Source organism: Xanthomonas sp. CPBF 426 (genome assembly GCF_903989465.1).
GTDB lineage: Bacteria > Pseudomonadota > Gammaproteobacteria > Xanthomonadales > Xanthomonadaceae > Xanthomonas > Xanthomonas euroxanthea.
The window spans coordinates 44,867-70,020 of the sequence record NZ_LR861805.1; the positions used below are offsets into that span (position 1 = coordinate 44,867).

Here is a 25,154-nt window from a genome sequence, read left to right on the forward strand (position 1 = left end):
GGCTATCGCCGACAGGCGCGATGCTGGATGCGGTAGGTCGTCGCAGGCGGCACGTTACGGTAGGTGCGCCCGATCCTGACGGCCTCCAGATCCAGCGCGTCGAGTATCTGCGCCGGAACCGAGCACTTGAATCCGTAGGTAAACAGGTACAGCCGGCCGCCGGGCTTCAACTGCAGGAAGGCGCCACGCAGGATCGCGGCCACCTGATGCGCCGGCATGTTCAACAAGCCAAGGCCGCAGACCACGGCATCGACGCAGGCTCCATCGATGCGGGGTACCGATTCGAGATCGGCAACATCCATCTGCAGCAAGCGTGCGTGTGGAAAGCGCTGCCTGAGCAACGCGGAGAAGGTGGCGTTGTACTCGAGCAGGATGAGGTTCTTTTCCCGCACGCCCTTGTCGATCATTGCCTGAGTGAACACGCCGGTGCCCGGCCCGAGTTCGAGAACGCGGCCGGTCTGTTCCGACAACTCGGATGTGATGACGGAGGCGAGTGCGCGTCCGGAGGGGAGTATCGCGGCAACGGAGCAGGGTGCGGTGAGCCATTCGCGAAAAAACGACGTCATATACGAACGAGCCATCTATCCTCACAACATTGAAAGAGTTCGTTCAAACCGTAGCTGCGCATATCGGTGCAAATGCGCGATCGTGCGAAAAACAAGGCTAAAGCAAGACGCTGTCCGCCGTCTGTCCTGACTGCGAATCGGCCACGAGAGTTCAGGTTCTTATCAGCATTGGCGCCATGGCAAGGCCACGTTGGTACTGCACTGATGACGTCATCAAAGAGCAGGTGTCTGGGCGATCGTCGCTGCAGGCGATGGCCTGGTGCAGTGCGCCGCGCTTGCACGAACGCCTGCATCGCACAGGCGGGCGACAGCCAAACTGCGCGGTTGGCGCCGCGCGTCGATCGTGCAGACGCTGCGCACCGACAGCAGCGGCGATGGCGCGCCGCTGCGTGCCATGCCGGACAACTGGGTCATGCTCGGGTGTGCAGGCACGCGCGCATCCAGGCGATTTGCACGCACTGACTCACTACGTGCCATCGCACGATGGTCTGGCGTCGTCATCCGGCGTGCGGTGTTGGCAATGGACAGCAGGCCGGGCGAGATCAGCCGCCACGGCCGGCAGCGCGATCGCGCTGAGCGCCGATCCCTGGGGAGCTGCCATGGCGCCGACCAACGCAGATGCCTGCATCCGGCCGCCGCATCGAACATGTTGCTGATCCACTAAAGCGTGATCAGCACCGTGCGACGATTGGCGACATGCTGCCGCCTGCCGCACCGGCGGCTGGGACCAACGCCAGTTCCGTCAGCCCATGGGATAGCGCTCAGCGGTGTGGTTGGCCGGTTCGCCAGCGTGGGGTCTGGGCGTGGTCCGGCAGTTGCAGGCAACGTGGTGCCTGCGCGCTACGCGTGGCCGCCCGTGGTGGGGCGGCCACGATGCCGGGGGCCAGTCTTAGCCGCAGTAGATCGCGGTGATGTTGTTGTTCGGGCCGGTCTCGACGGTGAGGTGATCGCCGCCGCTTTCGCTGGCGCCCTGGGCCGGGTCGGCCAGGCCGCTGGCAGTGGTACCGCCGGTGGCGCGTTCGCCGCGGCGCACGCTGACCTGCAGGCTGTCGCTGTCCACGCGCGCCCGTTCGATGGTCTGCGCCGCTGCGGCCAGGCCGACAGCGCCGCGCACCTTGTCGATATGGCACTGGCCGGAGATGGCCCCGTCGATGGGCTGCACCTGCGCAACCTGGTTGGAGGCACAGGCCGAGAGCAACAACACGGCAGCGAGCGGGGCGAGGGTGCGGATCATCGGGGGTCTCCAGCGGAAGAATGTGGCAAGCGTGAAGAACCCGTTGTTGGCGTGGCATGAAGACTGCGCCGCAGGCGCGGTGGCAGACGCACCATGCCTGCCGCTGCCCAGGGCGCTGCGCCGGGCCCTTGTTGCGTGACCCGCAGTCTCCGCCTGCGATTACTGCGATTTCTGGACGACTCCACTCCACATCTTCCGGCTAGTCCATCAATCGGCGGATCTTTACTGTGTGCCTCACGGGGCCGCGCGCCCCACCACCGCCGCAAGGAGATCTGGCATGCACGCACAACTGGCGACCGCCGACCCCGCTCAGCCGCAGCACACGCCCAGCGAGCTGGGCGCGCCGCGCCCGGTGGTGTTCCGCACCCGCGGCAGCACCCGCGGCCCGATCACCCGGCTGATGAGCCCGGGCGACCTGGGCCAGCTGGTCAAGCCGTTCGTGTTCCTGGACCTGTTCACCGTCGAGCCGTCGATCGGCGGTGCGCCGATGGGGATGCACCCGCATTCAGGCATTGCCACGCTCACCTACCTGATGAGTGGCCAGCTGGGCTACGAAGATTCCACCGGCGAACAGGGCATCCTGCCGACCGGCGGGGTGGAGTGGATGCGTGCCGGCAACGGCGTCTGGCATGACGGCGGGCTGGCCGGCCAGGCCACGGTTAAGGGCTTCCAGCTGTGGGTCGCCTTGCCCGCCAGCGAAGAAAATGCCCCGGCGCAAAGCCTGTATCTGTCGCCCGACGATGTGCCGGTGGCCGGCCCGGTGCGGGTGCTGCTGGGTCGCTACGGCGCGCTGGAAAGCAGGATCCCGGCGCCGGCCGACATGACCTACCTGGGTGTGCAGCTGCGCGGCGGCGAGACCTGGCGCTATGTGCCGCCGGCCGGTCACACGGTGGCCTGGATCGCGGTGCACGGCGGCCAGCTGGAAGCGGCCGAGACCATCGGCAGCGGCCAGATGGCGGTGTTCAAGGATGCCGAGCAGGCCATCGAGGTGGCGGCGGTGGGGGCGACCTCCTTCGTGCTGGGCTCGGCGGTCAAGCATCCACACGAGCTGGTGATGGGCCACTACTCGGTGCACACCAGCGAGGCCACGCTGGCGCAGGGTGAGGCGGAAATCCGCCGCATCGGCGAGCAGTTGCGCGCGCGCGGCCGCCTGGTCTGAGCCCGACGCCAGCGGCCGGCCATGCATGCCGTGTGGCCGGCGCACAGCGCGCCGGTTGCCAGCCACACCGGCGCACTGCCGACGCTTCCCAGGGCGGTAGACCTCCCAACCGGCGCGCCTTCGGCAGTTCATCTCAATCACCACCTCCACCACGTCGATGCGTGTGCGCCTGCGCCACGCGTCGCCGAATCCCTCACTTCCCACACGTTTCCAAAGGTACCGACATGAAACTGCTCCATCTCGATTCCAGCATCCTCGGCGCTTACTCGGCCAGCCGTCAGCTCTCGGCGGCCACCGTCGCAAGGTTGCAGTCCGGCAACAGCGATATCGCGGTGACCTACCGCGATCTGGCCGCCGAGCCGCTGGCGCATCTGTCCGGCGCGCATCTGGCGGCCCAGCAGAATCCCACCGGCGACCAGAGCCCGGCACTGGCCGCTGAACTTGCCACCAGTGCGGCGGTGCTGCAGGAGTTCCTGGACGCCGACACCGTGGTGATCGGCGTGGCGCTGTACAACTTCACCATCCCGACCCAGCTCAAGGCCTGGATCGATCGGGTGCTGGTGGCCGGCAAGACCTTCCGCTACAACGCGCAGGGCGTGCCCGAAGGGCTGGCCGGCAACAAGCGCGTGATCCTGCTGGTGGCGCGTGGCGGCTTCTATGGCGCCGGCTCGCCGATGGCATCGCTGGAGCATGCAGAGAGCTACATGCGCACCGCGCTGGGCTTTGTCGGCGTGCACGCCCCCGAGGTCATCGTGGCCGAAGGCCTGGCCACTGGCGCAGACGCCCGCCAGGCGGGGATTGCCAGCGCCCAGCAGCAGATCGCTGGGCTTGCTGCCTGAGTGATGTGGCGGGCGATGCGTGCCGGGGGGCATCGCCCGCGCTGGCGATCATGTCATCGGTTTGCGCGGTGCCGATCTTTCACACGTGCCGACACTGCACGAGCGGACAGCGCGCCGCTGGATGGACCACATTTCGCACGCATGCTCGGTGCGGAGACTTAATCGAATCAAGGCGTTGAACCGCCGCACTCCGCATCGCCACGCTCACCGCACGCCCGGCATGGCGACGCTGTTCGCCAAGCCAGTCACCTCTTTGCATTCAGCCGCATTCAATCGCGTCGTCACGGCCTGGATGAACGCCGACACCGCGCGCGGCAGATGGTGCCGGCTTGGATACAGCGCGTACAGGCTCTGGCCCTTGCGTTGAAAATCCGGCAACACCACGGTCAGGCGACCTTCGTGGATATCGGGCCAGGTGAGCGCCTGCGGCAACAACGCGATGCCGAGTCCGGCCACCGCCGCAAGCCGCAGCGCGCGCGCGGTGGTGGCGGCCATGCGCGCCTGCACCTGGACGTCTTCGGCAAGCCCGGACGGGCCGACCAGCGTCCAGGTGGCGTACCCGCTCGGATGCGGGAAACTGAGGCAGTCGTGCTGCGGCAATTCATCCAGCCGCAGCGGCCTGCCGCGTGCCTGCAGGTAGCCAGGGCTGGCCACCAGCACATCGTTGGTGTCGGCCAGGATCTGGCGGCCGACATAGCCCAGGTCCGTCACCACACCGCCCCGGAAGGCCACATCGATGCGCTCGGCGATCAGGTCGGCCTTGGCGTCGCTGAGCACGAATTCCAGGCGCACGCGCGGATGCGCGGCGAGAAATTCGCCCACCCATTCGACGCGAAAGAAATCCAGGAAATCCGCCGGCGCCGCCACCCGCACCAGGCCGGCCGCTTCCTCGCCACCTGCCACCAGGCTCTGCCCGGCAGAGGTCAGCCCGTCCACCGCGTCGGCGCAACGTTCGTAAAAGGCCTGCCCGGCATCGGTCAGGGTGAGCTTGCGGGTGGAGCGTTGCATCAGGCGCGTGTCCAGCTGCGCTTCCAGCTGCTGCACGCGCCGGCTGACGCTGTTGGGCGCGGTGCCAAGCCTGCGCGCGGCCTCGGCAAAACTGCCGCTGCGCACCACCTGCACATACAGCGCAATGTCATTGAGATCGATCACCAGCGGCCTTGGCAGGTGCAAACGCGGAGTCTAAGCGTGCTGGCTGCGCGCAGTCGATCATGACGGCATCGAGTGCTGTATGCGGCAGCTGTGGCTGCAGGGCCCTTCCCCGCCCACCATCGCAGGACACGCCGTAAGTACGTCCATGTAGGCTCTTACGCGCATCCATGCCGCGTAAGGTCCCGCGACGGTGAGCGGGCAAGGACCCGTCGAGATGGTCGATACGCAAAGATAAGAGCAGTGCTGGGTGCGTCTCGTTCGACCATGAAGCATCGGCTCCGGGTCTGATGCACACCGCGCGACAGACGCTTTCAGATGAGTGCCGACGAATTGTCTGGTGCGGTGTCCTTGCCGGTTGCGGGACCGTGTGGCGGCATGGATGCCGCCGCCGAGCCGCCGCCGTGGAGATTGCCGCCGCGCTTATTGCTTGCGCGTCAGGCCATGGCGGTGCAACAGCTGCCGCAGGCGGCGCTGCACCCGCTGCAGGTCCGCCTGGTCCGCCTCGTCGAGAATGCCTTTGGCCAAGGCATCGAATTGCGGCCAGAACTGGCTGGGGTCGCGCACCCGCTGCGGCCAGACCGACAGCATCTTGCCCAGGTCGGCGAGTTGATGGCTGGTATGGGTATGTCTGCGTGTGCTCATGTCGCGTCCGCCGGCCAGTCCAGTGCCACAGCGTGGACCGCACCGTCGTCAACCAGGGTGAAAGCCAGCTCGGCCTGGGTCACGCCGTCGATCTCCAGCCGCGCCTCGATGCCCGGGCGTTGGTTGACGTCGATGACATAGGTGCTGCTGCCGAAGCGATAGCGCAGCTGGTAGCCCGGCCAGCCGGCCGGGATGCACGGCACGATGTGCATGCGCTCGCCGTGGCGCTGCAGGCCGAGCAGCGATTCGGTCAGCAGCCGGTACATCCAGCCGGCCGCGCCGGTATACCAGCTCCAGCCGCCGCGGCCAGCGTGCGGTGCCACCGCGTAGACATCGGCGGCCAGCACATAGGGCTCGGCCTTGTAGCGTTGCATGCCGGCCGCGTCGCGGGCGTGGTGGATCGGGTTGATCAGGCCGGCCAGTTGCCAGGCGCGCGCGCTGTCGCCGCGGTGGGCAAAGGCCATCGTCGCCCACACCGCCGCATGCGTGTACTGGCCGCCGTTCTCGCGCACGCCGGGGACGTAACCACGGATATAGCCCGGGTCATGCCCGGTGCGGTCGAACGGGGGCACCAGCAGCTTGACGATACCGGCGTCCGCATCCACCAGCTGCTGGTGCATCGCCTCCATCGCCTGTGCACTGCGTGCCGGATCCATCGCCCCGGACAGCACCGCCCAGCTCTGCGACAGCGAATCGATGCGGCATTCGTCCGAATCGCTCGAACCCAGCGGCGTGCCGTCGTCGAACCAGGCCCGCCGGTACCACTGCCCGTCCCAGGCGTGCTGCTCCAGCGCGGTGCGCAACGCCTGCGCCTGCGTGCGGCAGGTTGCCGCGAAGGCTGCATCGTCGCGCTGTGTGGCCACGGCGGAAAAGCGCAACAAGGCGTCGTAGAGGAAAAAGCCCAGCCACACGCTTTCGCCCTTGCCGTCCTTGCCGACCCGGTTCATGCCGTCGTTCCAGTCGCCGCTGCCGATCAGCGGCAGGCCGCGCTCGCCCAGCCGTGCCATGCCGCGTTGCAGGGCGAGCACGCAGTGCGCGTACAGCGACTGCACGTTGCCGGTGATCTGCGGCAGGTCGTAATACGATTCCTCGTCGGGCTTGAGGGCGCGCCCGTCGATGAAGCTCACCCGCTCGTCCAGCACGCTTGCATCTGCGGTGACCTCCAGATAACGGCACAGCGCCTGCGGCAACCACAGAAAATCGTCCGAGCACTGCGTGCGCACGCCGCGGTCCTGCGGCGGATGCCACCAATGCTGCACATCGCCCTGCGCAAACTGATGCGCAGCACAGCGCAGCAGATGCGCGCGGGCCAGCGCCGGCTGCGCGTGCACCATCGCCATGCTGTCCTGCAGCTGGTCGCGGAACCCGTAGGCGCCACCGGACTGGTAGTAGCCGCTGCGTGCCAGGAACCGGCAGGCGATGGTCTGGTAGAGCAGCCAGCCGTTGGCCAGCAGGTCCACCGCCGGGTCGGGCGTGCGCACCTGCACGCTGCCCAGCACCTGCTGCCAGTGCGCGCGCACCGCCAGCAAGGCGGCTTGCGCGGCAGCGACGCCGCGGCTCTGGCGTGCCAGTGTCAGCGCGGTGTCGCGATCCACCGCCGCGCCCAGGCGGAACACCGTTTCAAAGCTCTGCTCGGCCGCCAGCGTCACCGGAATCTGGATCGTCGCGCACGGGTCCAGGCCGGCACCCACGCGCCCGGACAGGCGTTGCCGGCCGAGTGCTGCGGGCGCGGCCAGGCTGCCGTTGCGCCCGATGAATTCGCTGCGGTCTGCGGTGATGCTGCGGCTGGGTGCATCGGCATCGAAGAATGCCACGCGCCCGTCGAACTCGGTGTTGTACGGGTTGCGCGCGGTCAGCACGCTGCTGCCCAGGTCCACCTCGCTGACCACATGCAACTGCGAGCGTGTGCGGATGTCGCCCAGCACCCATTCCACATAGCCGGTCACGCTGAGCCGGCGCGGGCGCCCGGACAGATTCTTCAGCCGCAGATGGCTGAACTTGATCGGCCGTTCCACATCGACGAACACCCACAGCTCGCTGCCGATGCCGTGTTCGATATGGCTGTAGACGCTGTAACCGAACCCGTGGCGCACCGTGTAGCGCGCGTTGCCGCGACACGGCAGCGCCATCGGCGACCAGACCTGGCCGGTGTCTTCGTCGCGCAGGTAGAACGCCTCGCTGGAGGCATCGCCGACCGGGTCGTTGTGCCACGGCGTAAGCCGGAATTCGTGCGCGTTCTCGGCCCAGCTGTAACCAGGGCTGCTGTCGCTGACCACCGTGCCGAAGTGCGCATTGGCCATCACGTTGCACCAGGGCGCCGGCGTGGCCGCGCCCGGGTCCAGGGTGATGCGGTATTCGCGGCCGTCGGCAGCGAACGCGCCCAGGCCGTTGTCGAACACCACCGCTTCTTCGGCGGCGGCCTGCAGGGTGGTGTCCAGGTAGGCGGCGTGCGTGCTGCTTGGATAATCGGCGCTGTCCAGTTGCTGGATGGGTTCCAGCGCCGGCGGCAGCGCGCGTGCGCTGGGGTGGCGTTGCAGCTGCGCGTCCAGGCTGCCGTTGGCATCGCTGAGGATCGCGCGCGCCACGGTCTGCAGCAGCACGCGGTCTTCCTGCGAGATATGTTCGATGGCGCGCACGAAGATGCCGCCAGGGCGGTCGAGCACATTGGCCTCGGGGTCGGCGGCGATCAGGCCCAGGATGGCGTCCTGCAGCGACTGCCGATAGCCGGACTGGCTTTCGTTCCAGATCACCAGATCCGCGCGCAGGCCTTTCAGGCGCCAGTACGCGTGCGCCTGCACCAGCTGGCGCACCAGCTCCAGATTGTCCGGGTCGGTGATGCGCAACAGCACGATCGGCAGGTCGCCGGAGATGGCGTGACTCCACAATGCCGACTGGCCGCGATGGTTGTGCAGCAGCACTTCGTTGTCGGCGCGCAGTTGCGGGTCCACGAACAGCACGCGCGCGGCCAGCCGCTCGTAGCGCATCGCGTCGTCCAGCGAGGCATTGATCTGCCGGCGGGTGACCTGGCTCTGGGTCAGTGCCAGGTCGAATACGCGATCGGCCAGACGGCGGTCGCGGTACTTGTCGATCAACGCGGTGCAGGCCGCGCGCTGGGTACCGACGCCGTAGACCATGTCCACCTGCGCCTGTTGGTCCGGCGCCAGCGAAATACGGCAGCGGATCGCCACGATCGGGTCCAGCACCGAGCCGGCTGCGCCGGACAGGCTGGCCTGACCGTGCAGCGCCAACGGATCGCGGGTGCTGCGCCCGCGCCCGACAAACGCGGCGCGGTCGGTCTCGTAGGAGATCGACGCCACATCGGCGTCGTGCACGGCCACCAGGTGCAGCATCCACGGCTGCGCTTCGTCATGCCCGCGCGGGCGTCGCGTGCACAGCAGCGCCTGTTTGTCGGCCAGGATCTCGGTCTGCACGAACAGGTTGCTGAAGGCCGGATGTGCCTCGTCGGCCTGCGCCGGTGCCAGCACCACTTCGGCATAGGTGGTGATTTCGATCACGCGCGTCTGCCGCGAGCGGTTGCGGATGCGCAGCCGGCGCAGTTCCACGTCGTCCTCGGCGGAAATGGCGATTTCCAGATGGCTGTCGTAGCGCTGGTGGCTGCCCTTGAACTCGGCCTTGGCCTCGGAAAAAATCGCCTCGTAGCGCTCCACCGGCACGCAGGTGGGCTGATGCGCGGCCGACCACACCACGCCGCTGTCCACATCGCGCAGGTAGCAGAACGTGCCCCAGTGATCGCGGGTGCCGTCCTCGCGCCAGCGCGTCACCGCCATGTCGCGCGCGCGGCTGTAGCCACCGCCGGCCGAGGTCAGCATGCCGTGGTAGCGCCCGTTGGACAGCAACTGCAGCGCCGGCTGGGCCAGGCTGGGGTCGCGATGGATGCGCAAGGCCATGCCCGCCTCGGCGGCCACCGGGCGTTGCGCCGCGTCGGCCAGGCCTTTGACGTAGACGCCGGCGCGCGGTGCGCGCTCCTGCAGCAGCAATAGCGTGGCCTGGAACTGCGGGTCGGCGACAAAGCGCCGCTGCATCGGCGCATCGCGCAACACGTGGTCCAGCGCCAGCAGCGCCATGCCCTGGTGATGCGACATGAACGAGCGCACCAGCGCGTGGTGTTCGCCACGCGGCACCCGCGACGGGGTGTAGTCGATCGCCTCGTACAAGCCGAAGCGCCCGCCAAATCCCAGCGCCTGCAGCTGCTGCAGGTTGCGGCAGGCCGCATCCGGTTCGACCATCAGTGCCATGGCGCTGGCATATGGGGCGATCACCAGGTCCTGGCCCAGGCCGCGCTTGAGCCCCAGGCCGGGCACGCCAAAAGCGCGGTACTGGTAATTGCGCCGCGTATCGACCGTGTTGTAGCCCGATTCGGACACGCCCCACGGCACCGCGCGTGCTGCGCCGTAGCGGATCTGCGCCTGCACCGCGCCGCGCATCGAGCGGCTCAGCAAGGTCTGCGGGTAGCTGGGCATCACCAGATCGGGCATCAGGTACTCGAACATCGAGCCGCTCCACGACAGCAGCGTCGGTTCGGCGCCGGTGTCGGTGAGCGTGCGCCCGAGTGCGAACCAGCTGTCCTGCGGCAGCTTGCCCTGGGCGATGGCCACGAAGATCCCTAAGCGGGCCTCGGAGGCGAGCAGATCGTAATGCCCGCTGTCCAGGCGGTGGTCGTCGACGTTGTAGCCGATCGAGAGCAACTGCTGGGCGGGGGTGTAGAGGAAGTCGTAGTCCATCTGCGCCAATTGCCCGGCGATATGCGCAAGCCGTTGCAGCTCCTGCACGCGTGCGGCGGCCCAGGTCTGTACGCCAGATGTGAGGTGGCCAGCGGCGAGTTGGCGCAGCGTGGCGACGGCGGCGCCAGGCGTCTGCGTTGCGTGCGCATCGGTATCGGCAGGCGTGCCTGCACAATGGACCACCTCGGCCAGGGCGGCCGCACAGCTGTCGATCAAGCGTTGCGGCCACGGCTCGTCGTCGTCGCTGCCCGGCATCAGCGCCAGGAGCGTGTGGCTCTGCGCCAGCAGCAGGGCCAGCGCCTGCTCGGCCTGGTGCAGGTTCGGCGCGGGCTGGCTGCGGATGCGCTGCACGCTCTGCGCCATTGCGTCCAGTGCCTCGGTGGCGGCGTCGCTGCGTGTGCGTGCTGGCGATGCCAGCAGGCCCAGGATGTCGGCCAGTCCATCGAATACGGCCATCGACACCGCCGGTGCATCCACCAGCGCCAGCAGCCCTTGCCGCAGCGTCAACAGATGCCCGACCAGGTTGCCGCTGTCCACGGTGGAGACGTAGCGCGGCAACAACGGCACCAGCGTTTCGGTGTCGTACCAGTTGTAGAAATGGCCGCGGTAGCGCGGCAGCGTTTCCAGCGTGGCCAGGGTATCGGCCACGCGGGTCATCACGCCGGCCACCGTCAGGTAGCCCAGATCGTAGGCGGCCAGATTGGCCAGCAGGCCCAGGCCGATATTGGTCGGCGAGGTGCGGTTGGCCACCACCGTGACCGGATATTCCTGCACGTTGTCCGGCGGCAGCCAATGATGCTGCGCCGTGCAATGGCTCTCGAAGAACGCCCAGGTTTGCCGCGACAATCCACCCAGGAAGGCGCGCTGCTCCTGCGACAGCTGTGCCACCGGCGCGGCGGGCTGCTCGCCCAGCCAGGCCATCAACCAGGGCGCGCCCATCCACGCCAGCCCCAGCGGCAATGCCGCCCACAGGGCCAGCGGCGACCACCACGCCACCGCGGCGACCACCAAGGCCGCACTGCAGGCCGCGCCGGCCATCAGCTGTTGCTCGGCATTGCCGCTGCGCGCGCTGCGCTCCACTTCGCTGGAGGGCGCCCACTGCAACAGGTGGCGCCGGGTGATCGTCATCCGCACCAGCGTGCGGGCGATTGCCGACAGCTGCAGCCCTGCTTCGAATGGCAGGCAGGCCAGCACCACGCCGGTGCGCAGCAGGTGCTGACGCAGCCCCATCCCGACCTGGCGCGCGTGATGGCGCAGTCCCAGGCCCTCGGGCGGATGCGCCAGCGCATACAGCGCCGAACACAGCCCCGGCAGCAGCCATAGCACCAGCAGCCACAGCGTCCAGCGCAACGGGGTGGGCGAGACCAGCCAGCCGATCACCAACAAGCCCAAGGCGGCCGGTGCCACCAGGCTGCGGCGCAGGTTGTCCAGCAACTTGCCGCGCGACAACCACGACAGCGGATTGCGCGCGCGTCGGCCGCCACGGTCGGGCACCCACGGCAACAGCCATGGCAACAACTGCCAGTCGCCACGCACCCAGCGTGCGCGCCGCTTGGCATCGGTGGCATAGCGTTGCGGATGCCGTTCGTACAACCGCACGTCGCTGAGCAAGCCGGCGCGCACGTAGCAGCCTTCCAGCAGGTCATGGCTGAGCACACGGTTGTCGGGGAAGCGGCCGGCCAGCACCTGCTCGAAGGTGGCCACCGCATAGATGCCCTTGCCGATGAAGGAGCCTTCGCCGAACAGATCCTGATACACGTCCGACACCACGCGGGTGTACGGGTCGATGCCCGGCTCGATGCCGAACATGCGCGCAAACCGCGATTCGCCGCCCTCGCTCATGCCGGTGCCCAGGCCGGGCTGCAGAATGCCGTAACCGGCCTCGACGATCTGCCCGGACGCATCCATGCGCGGCACATTCAACGGATGCGACATCGCCCCGACCAGCGCGCGTGCCGCATCCCGCGGCAGGTGGGTGTCGCTGTCGAGCGTGATCACATAGCGCACCTGTACCAGCGCGGCCACATCGCCCTGCACCTGCAGGAATTCGCTGGCTGCCTGCAGCCGCGCGTCGTCGGCGCACAGCAGGCGGTTGAGCGCCTCCAGCTTGCCGCGCTTGCGCTCTGCGCCCATCCAGCAGCCCTCGCCGGCGTTCCACTGGCGTGCGCGGTGCAGCAGGAAGAAACGGTCGCCGTGCGCATCGGCATAGGCCGCGTTGAGCCGGTCGATGTGCTGCGCCGCATGCGCCACCAGCGCCATGTCTGTGGGCAGCACTGCCTGCCCGGCATCGAGGAAATCGGTGAGCAGCGCGAAGTACAGCTGCGCGTCGCGGTTGGCCAGGTAGTGCACCTCCAGCGCGCCGACCAGCTCGTCGATGGCCTCGTGGTTGGCCAGCATGCTCGGCATCACCACCAGCGTGCGGCAGTCGGGCGTAATGCCGGCGCGCAGGTCCATGCGTGGCAACGGACGTGGGCGCACCCACAGCGTTGCCACCCAGTTGACCAACGCAATGCCCAGCTCGCTGGCGGCCAGCAGCGCGATGCCGGCGGTGATCCACCGCAGCATTGGCGGCGCTGCGCTCACGCCCTGCAGCAGCACGCCGGTCCATAGCAACGCGATCGCTGCGATCGGCAGCAGGTAGACCGGCAGCGCAACGCGACGCGCACGTGGGCGCAGTGGCGCCGGCGTGCCTGACGCGGCTGGGTCGCGCAGCGCGGCGCGCAGCCGCGGCAAGCCCGCATCCACCAGGTAATAGCCCACGTGGCTGGCCACCGGCGTGGCGGCATCGGAATGCGCGGCCAGCTGCAGCACCGCCTCGGCCACGGCCGGCTCGTCGCGCTCCAGGCGCTGCGCCAGCTGTTCCACCACATGCCGGTAGCTATCGCGGGTATGGAAATCCATGCGTGCGTAGACGTCGGCCGGATCCTTGCGCAGGCTCTGCTCGACCACGCTCATGGCCTCGACGAAGTCGCGCCAATCCATCTCGTCCAGGAACCGCAGGCTACCGATGCTGTTGCTGATCGACACCTGCTCGGCTGCCTGGCGCTGGCTTTCGGCGTGCACCAGCGCTTCCGCACTGTGGCCCTCGCTTGCCAGCCATTGCTCCACCCAGGCGCTGGCCATCGACAACACCGGCCCGCGGCCCTGGATGCCACGCGTCAGCTCGGCCACGAATGCACCGGTGGCCGGCGGCTGCGAGCGTGCCAGGTCGGCCACCACCACCACCACATCCTTGGGCTGGGTGGCGGCAGTGGTGTTGAGCAATGCCGCCCAATGCGCCGCCAGGCTGCTGTCGCGTCCATCGTGCATGATGTCGTCGGCAATGCGGCGCAGGTTGTCGATCAGCGCCAGCCGCAACATGATCGGAATCGCCCACAACTCGCCGAGCTTGAGTGGCACCACCTGTTGGTAGGCGGCGATGAAACGGCTCAGCGTGATGACATCCACGCGCCCGTCGCCATGCGCCACCACCTGCAAGCCCAGCTCATACACGCGCGGCAGGCCCACCGAGGTGGGCGTGCGCAGGCGCGGCAATTGCCGGCTGTAACCGGGCGGAAGATGCTGGCGCGCCAGGCGCATCTGTTCTTCGACCAGATAATAATTGTCCAGCAACCATTCGCCGGCCGGGTGCAATTGCACGCCGTCGGCCGCCATCTCGCTCAATCGTGCAGCAGTGCTGCCAAGCGAGCGCTGGTTGGATTTGAGCTGCGCCAGCAGCAGCTCGCGCGTGGGCCCGGTATGCAGCACATGGGCTTGCGCCAGCGCCTGTCCCAGCGCTTGCATCTGTTCGTCGCCGAACAGGGCCGCGCCTTGCGGCGCTGGATCGACCGGAGACTGTTGCAATGTTGCGGCTGGCTGCGTGATCGACTGCCACCAGAGGGAGAACGCAGAAGCCTTCCGCTGTAGCGGCATCGAGACATGACCTGTGCAGCAGGTGCGCCGCTAGAGGTTGTGATCATGCGCGCTGGCCCGGTGGCGCATGTGAAGGCAGGTCACTTCATCGCGATGGTTTCTTCCTGGCACGCGCTAGAGGCAGCCGCGTTGGCTAATTGCCCGCACAGGAGGCTCCATCTGCCGCGCACATCACGCCATCGATCCAGCTGACATATCGCGAGATGCGCACGTTGTAGACCATTTGCCCATAAAAGCCAGCCTCTAGCGCGTGTTCCGGAACTGCCGTGATCCACGATCCCAGCCCGATGAGTCGCCAAGTGCCCTGACCTTGCACAACGAGGGGGCCGCCGCTGTCACCGCTTCCCAATACACCTTCGAGGGGAAGCCCCTGTGCAGGGGGATCGAATCGATACCAGAGATAGCGGTCGTTCGCTCCAGTAATGGCGTTGTAAGCCCGCCTCAGCGCGCCACGATGTGGAGAGCCGGGAATCTGCCCCTCAATGCCATTGCCGGTTGCCCCCTCTCCTACAAACATGGCGACTTCCGTGACCTCATCGCTGCCTCGATAGAGAGCGACCGGTGCAACCTGCTCAACAGGCGCATCCAACGCGATCAACGCGATGTCATCCGAACCTGCCAGAAAGGCGTGAATCCTGGACGGATCGCCCGACTTCAACGCGTCTTGGCCCAATGCGTCGGGCATGTGCTTGTAGCCAGGATGGACGAATACCCGAGCAACTTTGTAGGCGTTCCCGTTGATGGCTACCTCCGCATCCATGCCTTCCATGGGAGCCGCGTGTGCGGCGGTGACGACCCACTTCGGCGCGATGAGCACGCCATGCCCTTCGCCTGGCATGTCTGCCAGCGCCGGAAATGCTGATTGATCGATGCGATATTCTGAGTCGTCAACATCGGCGCGGATGACAACCCCCTTCGCCGCGAATGAAAAGGTGAGCAAAGCGACAAACAGCCAGCGTTTCATGTATACGCACTTCCTTGTAGGTCTTGATCTGAGGCCTATCTGCAACGCGTTTGCAAATCCCGCCACACGATAGCTGAGCAGGCTAGAGATAGGGCACGCGATCCGACGAAGTGGACTGGGGGACGACGAAGTGCAGGAAACGATGCCTGAAGCCGATAGCAGTCGTTACTCCACCGCACAGTCCAAGGAAGCCCGGCGCCTCATGCGCGAGGCGATCGCACAGGGGCTGGCCACGCAGATCGAGGGCTGATCACGGCAAGCCGCGGCGCGCCGCAGCACGTTTCCCGTCGCCAACGCGGCCGTCTTTTCCGATGGCATTGCCGCAGCAGTACCGGCTCCGGGCACACCGCGCGTTCGGCTGGGCGTCGCTCTCACGTGCGCACTGCAAGGCGGTCGGGAGCGCTCCATGGTGCATCCAGCATCGCAATCACGGGCCGATGCTGCGCTGATTGCGCGACCGATCGCGCATCGACCTCAGGGCGCGTCCATCAACGGAATCACCTCGCGGTCCTGTGCCTCCACCGCCACCAGGCGCTGCAGCAGCAGCGACAAGGTCACCACGTCCTGGTGGTTGTGCTCGGCCACGCGGCGCAGGTTGCGCGCGCTGCCGCCGCGCAGGTAGCTCAGCCATGCCGCCGGGGCTTCGGAGCCGGGCAGGTCGTCCTCGCGCACCACGCGCAGCAGTTGCCGTTCGATGGTGGCCAGCTTGCAGTTCTCCCAGGTGCCGCGGTAACGCCGGCGTGTGGGGAACAGCAGGTCCACATGGTCCAGCGCGGAGATCGGGTCGCCGCGGCGCGCCAGCCGGTAGCGCGTCTTCAACAACGGCGCGTCGTAGCAGCGCCCGTTGTAGCTGGACAGCACCGTCTGCGGCGACAGCCAGCTGCGGAACAGGTCCAGCATCGCGCTTTCGGCCGCCATCGTGGACATCATCAGCTGGCGCACGCGCAGCCCGCTGCCCTGCGCAGCGTCGATGTGCCAATCGGCCACGCCGATCATGAAGGCGCGCGTGCCGGTGCCGCCGGCCAGGCCGGTGGTCTCGGTGTCGAAGAACAGCAGGTCCATCGGGTCCACCGCGTCCTCGCGCTTGGCGAAGGCCAGCGACAGCGCCTGGCGTGGAATCGCCTGCGGCAGGAAGGCTTCGATCAGGTGCAGGCCGGGCGCGATCTCGTTGCCGGGCAGCTGCCGGTCGGTGGAGGCCGCACGCAGCGGTGCGTGCGTCGAGACCGCGCGCTCGCGCAGGCCGATCATCCGGCGCAGCCCGGCGATATCGGTACGTCGCTGCGGTGCCGGGCTGGCAGTGGGCGCAGCCGGTGTCGCGCGCACCGCCGGCACGCGCGCGGCCGCATCGGCCGCCGCGCCTGCCGGCTTGTGGCGCACCTCGTGCTCCACCCAGGCAAACGCCGAGGTATCGCGCGCAGGCGGCGCCGCAACCGGCGCCTGCAGGGCGCGGCGCGTCATCGCCGCTGCGGCGGGCTGGGGACGGGGCGCACGGACAGCCTCTGCGCTGCCGGGCTGCGCGCTTGGCGTAATCGCACCGCGCGGCAGGGCGCGTGACGCAGGCGCAGCCGCACCCGGCGCAGGCTGGCGTTGCGCACGCGTGGGCATCACCGCATCGTCCCTGCGCGGTGCAGGCGTCAGCCCGCCGACCTGACGGCGTAGCAGGCGCAGACGTTCTGCGCTCACGCCAGGGTCGCTGCCAGGCACCGGTGCTGCCGGCGCACGCGTCGGCTGTGCGGTTGCAGACATTTCACTTGCGGCACGCGTGCGCGCATCGCCCACAACAACTGCTTCACCAGATGTTCGTCCGACCACTGCGGAGTGCATCTGTTGTGCAGGCGAAAGCATCATGCATTCGGTCGCGAACGCTGAGGTTTCATCGTCCATGCCGGTCTGCGCGATCGCCGGCGCATCGCAGGGCGAAGATGCACCACGACGCACCTCACGTGCGGCAATGTCGCTAGTAGGAGCAGGATCCACGACTGCGCGTGCCATAGCTGCATGCGGCGCAACAGGCGCGCCTGCATTGGAATGCAGTTGGAGCACTCCACCAAGAATTCCGGCATCCGCATCAACCACGGGCGCTGCCTGCGCGCCATGCGCTGCATCGCCGTCTGCAGCCGCCACCGGCGCACGCACATCGGCATGCCCGGCCTGGCGCCGCAACAGCCGCAGCCGGTCCGCACTCACACTCATGCAAGCACGTCCAGCGCCAGGTCCTCGTCCACCTGGGTGGCATGCCGCAACGGCGCATCCGCATCGAACAACAGCGCCAGCACGGTCAAGGCCAGCGACTTGGGCGACTCGCCCTTGCCTTCCTCATGCGCGGCCAGCACCGGGCCCACGCAGGCCGGGCAGCCGGCACTGCAATCGCACCGCCGCACCAGCTCGTCGGCACGCTGCAGCAGCTCGGCCTGGCGCAGCCACAGCGGCTCGCTCAGGCCCACCCCGCCAGGAAAGTTGTCGTACAGGTACACGGTGGGCACAAACGCCTGCTGCAATTCCACCGCGCCTTCTTCGCCCTCGTCCACGCCGCGCAGCTGCCCGCGCCCGGTCTGGTCGGCCACCGCAAACCACGCGCCGTCGCCATTGCCCACCGCTTTTTGCAGGTCGCGCGCATCGGCCATCACCGCCACCGTGGCCACCACGTGCAGCGCATAGGCGGCGCCCAGGAATCCATCCAGCGCATCCTGTTTGGATGCGAACGCCTTGCCCAGGGTGGCCTGCGGCAGCTGCCACCACACCGCGGTGGTGTGCAGTTCCTGGTCGGGCAGGTTGACCGGCCCGTAGCCGATGTTCTCGTGCGTGTAGTAGCGGATCTTCTTGTAGCCGGACACGCGCCGCACCACATGCACCTCGCCATGATGCGAGTCGCCGCGCCCGGCCACGCCGCCATCGAAGCGGTCCAGCACCTTGAGCTTGGTGTAGTCGATGCTGTCGGTGTAGTAGTCCACGTGGGTGCGCGTGACATAGGCCTTGCGGCCTTCCCAGTCCAGCCGCTCCACCTGGTACGGCGTGCTCTGCACCATGTGGATGGCGCCTTCGTACAAGGTCAGCGCAGCGGCCGAGTAATCCACCTCGGCAATGATCTGCTGCTTGCCGTCGCTCTTGTCCACCACCACGAAGTTGCCGTCGGCCACCGAGCGCAGGCTCACCGCATTGGCCGGGTAACTGTCGGCGATCCATTCCCAGCGGTCGCCTTCCTGGTGGATCACCTCGCTTTCGGCCAATGCTTCCAGGAACACCAGCGGGTCGATCGGCCCGAACGGTTCGCTGGCAATGAACGGCAGCTCGAACGCCGCGCAGCGGATATGGTCGAACAGGATCAGCGGCTGGTCCGGCGCGATGCGTGCGTGCTCGGGCGAGGCATCGGCGAAGAAATCCGGATGCCGCACCACGTACTGGTCCAGCGGTTGCGAGCTGGCCACCAGCACGCCCAGCGCCGGCTGCTGGCGCCGCCCGGCGCGGCCGAAGCGCTGCCAGGTCGCCGCCACGCTGCCGGGGTAGCCGTTGAGGATCACCACGTCCAGCGCGCCGATATCCACGCCCAGCTCCAGTGCCGAGGTGGAGACGATGCCGTCGATGTTGCCCGCGCGCATCGCGCGCTCCACCTCGCGCCGTTCGGTGGGCAGGTAGCCGCCGCGGTAGGCACGGATGCGTGGCGGCTTGCGCGGGTCGTGGTCGAAGATGTCTTTGAGGTATTTGGTCAGCACTTCCACCATCAGCCGCGTCTGTGCGAACACCAGTGTTTTGAGCCCGCTCTTGATCGCGATGCGCGCAATGCGGTTGCTCTGCGAGCGTGCCGACGCGCGCAGGCCCAGGTCGGCATTGACCACCGGCGGGTTCCACAGCAGCACGTGCTTGTCGCCAGTGGGCGCGCCGGACTCGGTGATCGCGTGCACCTGTTCTTCGATCAGGGCCTGCGCGTGCGCATGCGGGTTGCCGATGGTGGCCGAGCACAGGATGAACTGCGGGTTGGCACCGTAGAACGCGCAGATGCGTTTGAGCCGGCGCAGCACGTTGGTGACGTGGCTGCCGAACACCCCGCGGTAGGTGTGGATCTCGTCGATCACCACATAGCGCAGGTTCTCGAAGAACTGTGCCCACTTGGTGTGATGCGGCAGGATCGCCTGGTGCAGCATGTCCGGGTTGCTCACCACGATGTCGCCATGCAGGCGGATCGCCTGGCGCGCATCGCCGGGCGTGTCGCCATCGAAGGTGAAGGCCTTCACCCCCAGCGCGCCGGCGCGGTTCAATTCCAGCAACTCGGCCACCTGGTCCTGTGCCAGCGCCTTGGTCGGGAACAGGTACAGCGCCTTGGCGCCGGAGGTCATCGCCGCGCTCACCACCGGCAACGTGTAGCACAGCGACTTGCCCGAGGCGGTGGGCGTCACGATCGCCACATGCTCGCCGCGCTGGGTGGCCGCCCAGGCGTCGGCCTGGTGGCTGTAGAGCCGGTCGATGCCGCGCGCGCGCAAGGCGTCGGCCAGCGCGGCCGGCACATCGTCCGGGATCGGCGCATAGCGGCCCTCGCGGCCGGGCAGGGTGAAGCTGCCGGTGATGCGGTCGTGGTAACGCCGTTCCAGGCGTTCGGTGAGCAGTGCGCCATCGCGGCTGGGCCGGCCATCGGTGGTGGCCAGCGCGCGTTCGGCGGTTTCGGTGCGGGGAGCGAGGGCAAACGGAGGCATACGGCGGCTCCCAAAGAGGGGCATGAGACAGGGGAGGTGTCTCAGGGTATGAGACCGGGGCCAAACCGGCGAGCCTGTGTCACTGAGCGGATTCAGCAAGCCGGGTATTCTGTTGCCCCCGCCGCGTCACCGTTGCCTGCACGGCGTGGGCTCCCCCATCTCGAAGAACCGCCGTGCCCGTTTCCCCCAGCATCACCGCCCCGCACTACAAGACCCGCTCCGCCCGCCGTGCCGATGTGATCGTGCATGCGGCCGGCTTGTTCCTGGCCATCGTCGGCGGTGCCTGGATGGTCTGGCGCGCCCACGCCAACCAGACCATGCTGCTGGCCACCTGCGTGTACGCGCTGGGGCTGCTGGTGATGTTCGGCTGCTCGGCGGCCTACAACTTCGCCCCGCCGCAGCGCCAGCCGATGCTGCGCAAGTTCGACCACGCCGGCATCTTCGTGATGATCGCCGGCTCCTACACACCGTTCCTGCTGGTCGCCCTGGACGGCACCTGGCGCTGGGCGATGATCCTGGGCGTGTGGGGCGTGGCCTTGTTCGGCGTGTTTGCCAAGCTGTTCCTGCCCGGCATCGCCAAGGGCTTCTGGGTGGCGATCTACCTGCTGCTGGGCTGGGCCGGCATCGTGGTGATCAAGCCGTTCGTCGCCGGCCTGGACAGCACCGTGCTCTGGCTGATCGCCGCCGGCGGCGCGTTCTACACCGTGGGCGTCACCTTCTACGTGCGCAAGTCGCTGGTCTACAACCGCGCCATCTGGCACGCCCACGTGCTGGGCGGCGCGCTCTCGCACTGGTGCGCCATCTGGTTGTGCCTGCGGCCGTTGGGCGGGGTGTAGCCAGGTCGGCCGCCTCGCCCGGCGCAGCCGACTTGCCTCACCCTGAGTGATACTTTAGTGTCACTCCATGCGCACAGAACTTGTCACCACGCTCAAGCGTCAGGCCACCGAACTCCTCGCTGATGTCGAGCGCGACAAGGAGCCGATCCTGATTACCCAGCATGGTCTGCCCAGCGCATATCTGGTCGATGTCACCAGCTATGAGCGCCTGCAGCAGCGGATGGCGATCCTCGAAGGTATCGCCCGTGGTGAAATGGCGGTAGCGGAAGGCCGCAGCCTGAGCCACGAGCAGGCCAAACAACGCCTGGCGCGATGGCTGAAATAGTCTGGTCGGAGCCGGCGGTGGCCGACCTGGACGCGATTGCCGACTACATTGCACTTGAGGACGCAGCCGCCGCAGCGGCACTGGTGAGACGGGTGGTTGCGCATGTCGAGCAATTGGCCGAGCACCCGGAGAGCGGGAGCCGCCCGCAGGAGCTCAAGCGCTCCCGCTACCGTCAAATCGTCGAACCACCGTGCCGCGTGTTCTACCGTGTGGATGGGCAGCGCGTCGTCGTGGTTCACGTGATGCGCTCGGAGCGGTTACTCCGGAGAAATCGTCTTTCGCGCTGACAGCGCCCCCCCTACAACTTGGTCTTCAACACCGCCTCGAAGGCCGCATCCGGCGCAATGCTGTCGGAGAGCACGATCACCGAATGCAGCGTGCCCCGGGCCTGTACGTTGTACTCGAAGCCCACCGGCGTGCCGCCGTGGCTGAACACCTCGATCTCGCTGTACTCGCCGAGCCGGCCTTCGTAACTTTCGCGCTCGAAGCCGTGCTCCTTGGCAAAGTTGCCGGCGGCGGTACGTGCGCCTTCCCACACCGCGTCCTCGTAGGTCATCGGCTGCAGCAGGCTGATCAGGTGCGTCGCGCAGGCGCTGCTGCTGGTCACGCCATAGCCATCGACCTCGCCCATCAGCGGGATCTTGTGCCTGGTGCGCTTGGGCGTGGCGGTGACCGTGCAGCCAAGCTGCTGCAGGTTGGCAAGGGTGAAGTGCTCGGCTTCCGGGCGAGGCGCGCCGGGGGTGCCGGCGCCGGTACAGGCGCACAACGCGCCGAGCAGGCCGAGTGGGAGGCAGCGGTGTAGGCGAAGGTTCGGCAAGGGGCGTCCATGCGAGGGGTGACGTGGCACCGCGGCGGGCGGTGCGCCGGATGCGGGCGCATCGGCGGCCGTGGAGTATCCGCCGCTGCCGGCTGGCGCGCCAGGCGCGCTGTGGCCGGCCGCGTCGCGACGGCGCGGTGCACGTTTCCCTCACCCGCAGCCGCGTGGCGTGCCGCGGCCGTACTCACCTCACCGCGTCGGCACCCGCATGCGGATGCCGTCCGTCGCAAAGGACGGGTCCAGCGGCGCCCGCCGCTGCACCCACATATCGCCCATCATCCGGTCCAGCCCGCGGTCCAGGCCGGTGACCAGCCCCGCACCCGGGGTGAAGGTCAGCTCGCCGAAGTAGATCTGCCCGCGCTGGATGTACCAGTCCACCCGCACGTAATCGACATCGCCCGCCAGCCGCTTGCTCAGTTCCAGCGCCTGTTCCAGCAGCGCCGGCGGGCTGGGTGGCGTGCGCCCGTCGTCGCGGATGCGGTGGAAGGCCGTGTGCAGGTTGTTCACGAAGAAGGTCATCGCCAGCTTGGGCGTGTCGAAGCGCCCATAGATCACCTGCAGCACATACTGAAAACTGCCGTCGGCCTGGCGGAACATGTGGAACTTGTAGTCCACCGGCACCTGCTGCGCATCGCCGATGTACTCCTCCACCAGGATCCGCGGCGGAATATCGCGGTAATGGATCTCGCGCACCATGTCGGAGAAGTCGGTGCGCAGCCACTGGCCGCAGCGCTCGATGATGCGCCGTTTCTGCACCGCGTCCGGCTCCTCGCGCACCACCTCCACCATCGCCGCGCCATGGTTGGCCTTGATCACGGTCTGCCGCCACTGCGGCAGGCGCAACAGCTCCTGCGGGTCGGTGCTGTCCAGCAGCAGCGGGATCAGGTGCGCCTCGCCGATCCTGGCCGCCACATGCGGGCGCACCGCAAACTTGTCCGCCAGCCGCTGGTACAGCGGGTAATCGCCGTGCACGCACTTGCGGTAGAGGATCTTCTCGTTGAAGCACTTGGGCGCATACAGGTCCGGCAGCCGCCCGAACGTGTGCAGGTAATACAGCCGGTCCTGGTGCCGCCAGGGCAGGGTACGCAGCAGGCCACGCGCGCCTTTGCGCAGCAGGCGCCTGAGGCCCGGCATGTCCGAGACCGGTGCGGGCAGCTGCGGTGCCGGGGCCGCGCAGCGCTCGTCGAACGAGGCCATCAACGGCGGCGGCATGGTCAACCATCCTTGCGCTGGCGCACCGCGCCCGCCCACCAACGGCGTGGTGAGCGCCAGCATGTTGTCGGTCATGTGGAAATCCTTGATCCGCTAATAAAGTGCGACACCAGTCACATTTTATTGTGACGTAGCGCACGATATACGGAAAAGGCGAGACCAGGGGAGCAATTTGTCTCAAACCGCCTGCCGGCCTGAATCAGGTCGCTTTCGCGCCCCGGCCGGCCGCCTCCAGCCAGCAAGCCGGCGCCGCAAGGGGATCCGGCGCCGGGCATGGCCCGGTCCGCTGCGCCGCTGGGCCCGGGCCAGGCCGGGGCGTGGCACCCTTCGGCCACCGGTCCGGCTGCGGCATGACCCGGTCCGCCCTTTGCACGCACCGGCGGCAACCGGCACCGTAGCCCGCTCACCTCAACGGAGCCGTCTGCATGACCATCACCATCACCGCCTTCGAACGCTCGCCCGACGGCGGCAAGGGCCTGGTGCGCGATCTGCGCGTGCGCTGGGCGCTGGAAGAGGTGGGCCAGCCCTACCAGGTGCGGCGGCTGCCCTTCGCCGCGCTGAAGCAACCCGCGCATCTGGCCCTGCACCCGTTCGGCCAGATCCCCACCTTCGAACAGGGCGCGCTGGTGCTGTTCGAAACCGGCGCCATCGTCCTGCACATCGCCGAGCGTTATCCCGGCCTGCTGCCGGCCGACCCCAACGCCCGCGCCCGCGCCATCGCCTGGATGTTTGCCGCGCTCAACACGGTGGAGCCGCCCAGCCTGGAGCTGGCCACCGCCACGCTGCTGGAAGCGGACAAACCCTGGACCGCAGAGCGCATGCCGCTGCTGCAAAAGCGCATCCGCCGGCGCCTGCAGCACCTCACCGCGCACCTGGGCAGCAACGCCTGGCTCGATGGCGACTTCAGCGTCGGCGACCTGCTGATGGCGTCGGTGCTGCTGCGCATCGGGCACTTCGGCCTGCTGGACGCCTTCCCCGAACTGCTGGCCTATGTCGCCCGCGCCGAACGCCGCCCGGCCTACCAACGCGCCTTTGCGGCGCAGTGGGCGATCAACGGCGCAGGTGCCTGAGCGAGGGGGCCAACGGCAGGGAGCTCGCTGCCCGCTCCCCTCGGGGCAGTGTCGGCTTCCCATGCCCACAGGCCCAGGCACAGGCCGCAGTCGCATGGCGCGCCGACATCGCGCACCATGCCGCCGTCTTCAACGGAATGGAGTGACCCATGCGCACAACCCACGTCCTGGCCTTGGCCGCCCTGTGCAGTGCGCTCGCCGCCTGCACAGACACAGGCCGGCCAGCGCCTACCGACCAAGCGTCAGCGGCTGCGCCTGCAGCGGCCGCAGCCACGGCAGGCCCCGGCGCAGCAGCGCCGTCGCCGGATCGAACAACCGCCCTCACCCAGGGCGTGAGCCAGCAGGCACGGCGCTACCTGTGCCCGCAGGGTCCGGGCGCGTGCAAGGCCAGTGGGCCATTGGTGGCCGACTCCGAGGCAGAAGCACAGTGGCTGCTCACCCACGGCTACCCCACCGAGAGTGAGCGCGCACGCCTGGATACCTTGCACTTGGACCAGCTCAAGGCAGCGTCGCAGGCAGGCAACCAGGCCGCCACGGTGGTCTACGGCATCAAGACCGCAGTTGCCGGCCGCTTCTCCGCCGGCATCGGCATCCTGCGGCGGGCCGCACTGGCCGGCAACCTGTATGCCTACTACGGCCTGTCGGAGGTGTACGCCAGCGACACGCAGCACAAGAACCTGGTCGACAGCCTGGCCTACCTGCGCCTGGCGTACCTGCTGGGTGATGGCAAAGCCGCGCGCGCCATCGCGGCGAAAGGGCTCAGCGGTGTCGAAAACGCCGTTGCCGACGAGCGCGCCGCAGCGCTCTACAAGACGTTTTCCAACTACCAGCGCCCGGCGCCCAGACCGCTCGACTAAGCGTGCAATGCGCGGCCCGAATGCACGGCCGTGCAGGAGGCACCGCCGGCGCAGCTGCAGCAGCCCGGCGCCTCACCGGGCACGGCCCGGCAGGCCGTCAACGCAGCACGGCGGCCTGCGCGGCCGCCGCACCGCCCAACGC

The 25,154-nt window shown here is 68.1% G+C and carries 17 protein-coding genes; 7 read left to right on the top strand and 10 right to left on the bottom strand.

What is annotated here, in order from left to right:
- Positions 1-2: 2 nt before the first annotated feature.
- Positions 3-581, bottom strand: a complete 579-nt coding sequence (locus H7A87_RS00180) for a methyltransferase domain-containing protein (RefSeq protein ID WP_104586234.1) — start codon at positions 579-581, stop codon at positions 3-5.
- Between the two features lie 874 nt (positions 582-1,455).
- Positions 1,456-1,800: a hypothetical protein gene (locus tag H7A87_RS00185; protein WP_016901594.1), complete on the bottom strand. Its 345-nt coding sequence runs from the start codon at positions 1,798-1,800 to the stop codon at positions 1,456-1,458.
- A 277-nt stretch (positions 1,801-2,077) separates the two neighbouring features.
- Here H7A87_RS00185 and H7A87_RS00190 point away from each other — a divergent pair, with 277 nt between their 5' ends.
- Both H7A87_RS00190 and H7A87_RS00195 read left to right on the top strand, forming a co-directional pair.
- The gene (locus H7A87_RS00190; RefSeq protein ID WP_119127183.1) at positions 2,078-2,959 is read left to right on the top strand and encodes a pirin family protein; all 882 of its coding nucleotides are present in this window, start codon (positions 2,078-2,080) and stop codon (positions 2,957-2,959) included.
- A gap of 224 nt (positions 2,960-3,183) precedes the next feature.
- Positions 3,184-3,798: an NAD(P)H-dependent oxidoreductase gene (locus tag H7A87_RS00195; protein ID WP_119127184.1), complete on the top strand. Its 615-nt coding sequence runs from the start codon at positions 3,184-3,186 to the stop codon at positions 3,796-3,798.
- Between the two features lie 204 nt (positions 3,799-4,002).
- Here the strand turns inward: H7A87_RS00195 and H7A87_RS00200 are convergent, their stop codons facing one another.
- The 6 genes from H7A87_RS00200 to H7A87_RS00225 form a co-directional block, all read right to left on the bottom strand.
- Positions 4,003-4,950, bottom strand: coding sequence for a LysR family transcriptional regulator (locus H7A87_RS00200; RefSeq protein WP_104586230.1), 948 nt, complete (start codon positions 4,948-4,950; stop codon positions 4,003-4,005).
- Positions 4,951-5,370: 420 nt separating this feature from the next.
- On the bottom strand, positions 5,371-5,592 hold the full coding sequence (locus H7A87_RS00205; RefSeq protein WP_119127185.1) for a hypothetical protein: 222 nt from the start codon (positions 5,590-5,592) through the stop codon (positions 5,371-5,373).
- Positions 5,589-14,117, bottom strand: coding sequence for a glucoamylase family protein (locus H7A87_RS00210; protein WP_180496976.1), 8,529 nt, complete (start codon positions 14,115-14,117; stop codon positions 5,589-5,591). The genes H7A87_RS00205 and H7A87_RS00210 overlap by 4 nt, the downstream gene beginning before the upstream one ends.
- 262 nt (positions 14,118-14,379) lie before the next feature.
- On the bottom strand, positions 14,380-15,210 hold the full coding sequence (locus H7A87_RS00215; protein WP_119127187.1) for a trypsin-like serine protease: 831 nt from the start codon (positions 15,208-15,210) through the stop codon (positions 14,380-14,382).
- A gap of 474 nt (positions 15,211-15,684) precedes the next feature.
- On the bottom strand, positions 15,685-17,403 hold the full coding sequence (locus H7A87_RS00220) for a ribonuclease H-like domain-containing protein (RefSeq protein WP_180496831.1): 1,719 nt from the start codon (positions 17,401-17,403) through the stop codon (positions 15,685-15,687).
- Positions 17,400-19,895 carry a DEAD/DEAH box helicase gene (locus H7A87_RS00225; protein WP_166766693.1) on the bottom strand — a complete coding sequence of 832 codons (2,496 nt, stop codon included), beginning with the start codon at positions 19,893-19,895 and terminating at the stop codon, positions 17,400-17,402. Before H7A87_RS00225 ends, H7A87_RS00220 begins: the two co-directional genes overlap by 4 nt.
- A 173-nt stretch (positions 19,896-20,068) precedes the next feature.
- Here H7A87_RS00225 and H7A87_RS00230 point away from each other — a divergent pair, with 173 nt between their 5' ends.
- The 3 genes from H7A87_RS00230 (at position 20,069) to H7A87_RS00240 (ending at position 21,343) form a co-directional block, all read left to right on the top strand.
- Complete coding sequence (locus tag H7A87_RS00230) at positions 20,069-20,731, top strand: hemolysin III family protein (protein WP_104585950.1); 663 nt, start codon at positions 20,069-20,071, stop codon at positions 20,729-20,731.
- Positions 20,732-20,798: 67 nt separating this feature from the next.
- Positions 20,799-21,056, top strand: coding sequence for a type II toxin-antitoxin system Phd/YefM family antitoxin (locus tag H7A87_RS00235; RefSeq protein ID WP_104585948.1), 258 nt, complete (start codon positions 20,799-20,801; stop codon positions 21,054-21,056).
- Positions 21,044-21,343: a type II toxin-antitoxin system RelE/ParE family toxin gene (locus H7A87_RS00240; protein ID WP_104585946.1), complete on the top strand. Its 300-nt coding sequence runs from the start codon at positions 21,044-21,046 to the stop codon at positions 21,341-21,343. The genes H7A87_RS00235 and H7A87_RS00240 overlap by 13 nt, the downstream gene beginning before the upstream one ends.
- Positions 21,344-21,354: 11 nt before the next feature.
- Here H7A87_RS00240 and H7A87_RS00245 read toward each other — a convergent pair whose 3' ends face one another.
- Together H7A87_RS00245 and H7A87_RS00250 are read right to left on the bottom strand one after the other, a co-directional pair.
- Positions 21,355-21,873 carry a hypothetical protein gene (locus tag H7A87_RS00245; protein WP_119127188.1) on the bottom strand — a complete coding sequence of 173 codons (519 nt, stop codon included), beginning with the start codon at positions 21,871-21,873 and terminating at the stop codon, positions 21,355-21,357.
- A gap of 189 nt (positions 21,874-22,062) precedes the next feature.
- Positions 22,063-23,007 (bottom strand): ATP-grasp fold amidoligase family protein, encoded by a 945-nt coding sequence (locus H7A87_RS00250; protein ID WP_232087989.1) that lies wholly within the window; start codon positions 23,005-23,007, stop codon positions 22,063-22,065.
- Positions 23,008-23,510: 503 nt separating this feature from the next.
- On the opposite strand from H7A87_RS00250, the gene H7A87_RS00255 reads away from it, so the two are divergent.
- Together H7A87_RS00255 and H7A87_RS00260 are read left to right on the top strand one after the other, a co-directional pair.
- Positions 23,511-24,155: a glutathione S-transferase family protein gene (locus H7A87_RS00255; protein WP_104650099.1), complete on the top strand. Its 645-nt coding sequence runs from the start codon at positions 23,511-23,513 to the stop codon at positions 24,153-24,155.
- Positions 24,156-24,304: 149 nt separating this feature from the next.
- On the top strand, positions 24,305-25,012 hold the full coding sequence (locus H7A87_RS00260) for a hypothetical protein (RefSeq protein WP_119127190.1): 708 nt from the start codon (positions 24,305-24,307) through the stop codon (positions 25,010-25,012).
- Positions 25,013-25,154 lie beyond the last annotated feature (142 nt).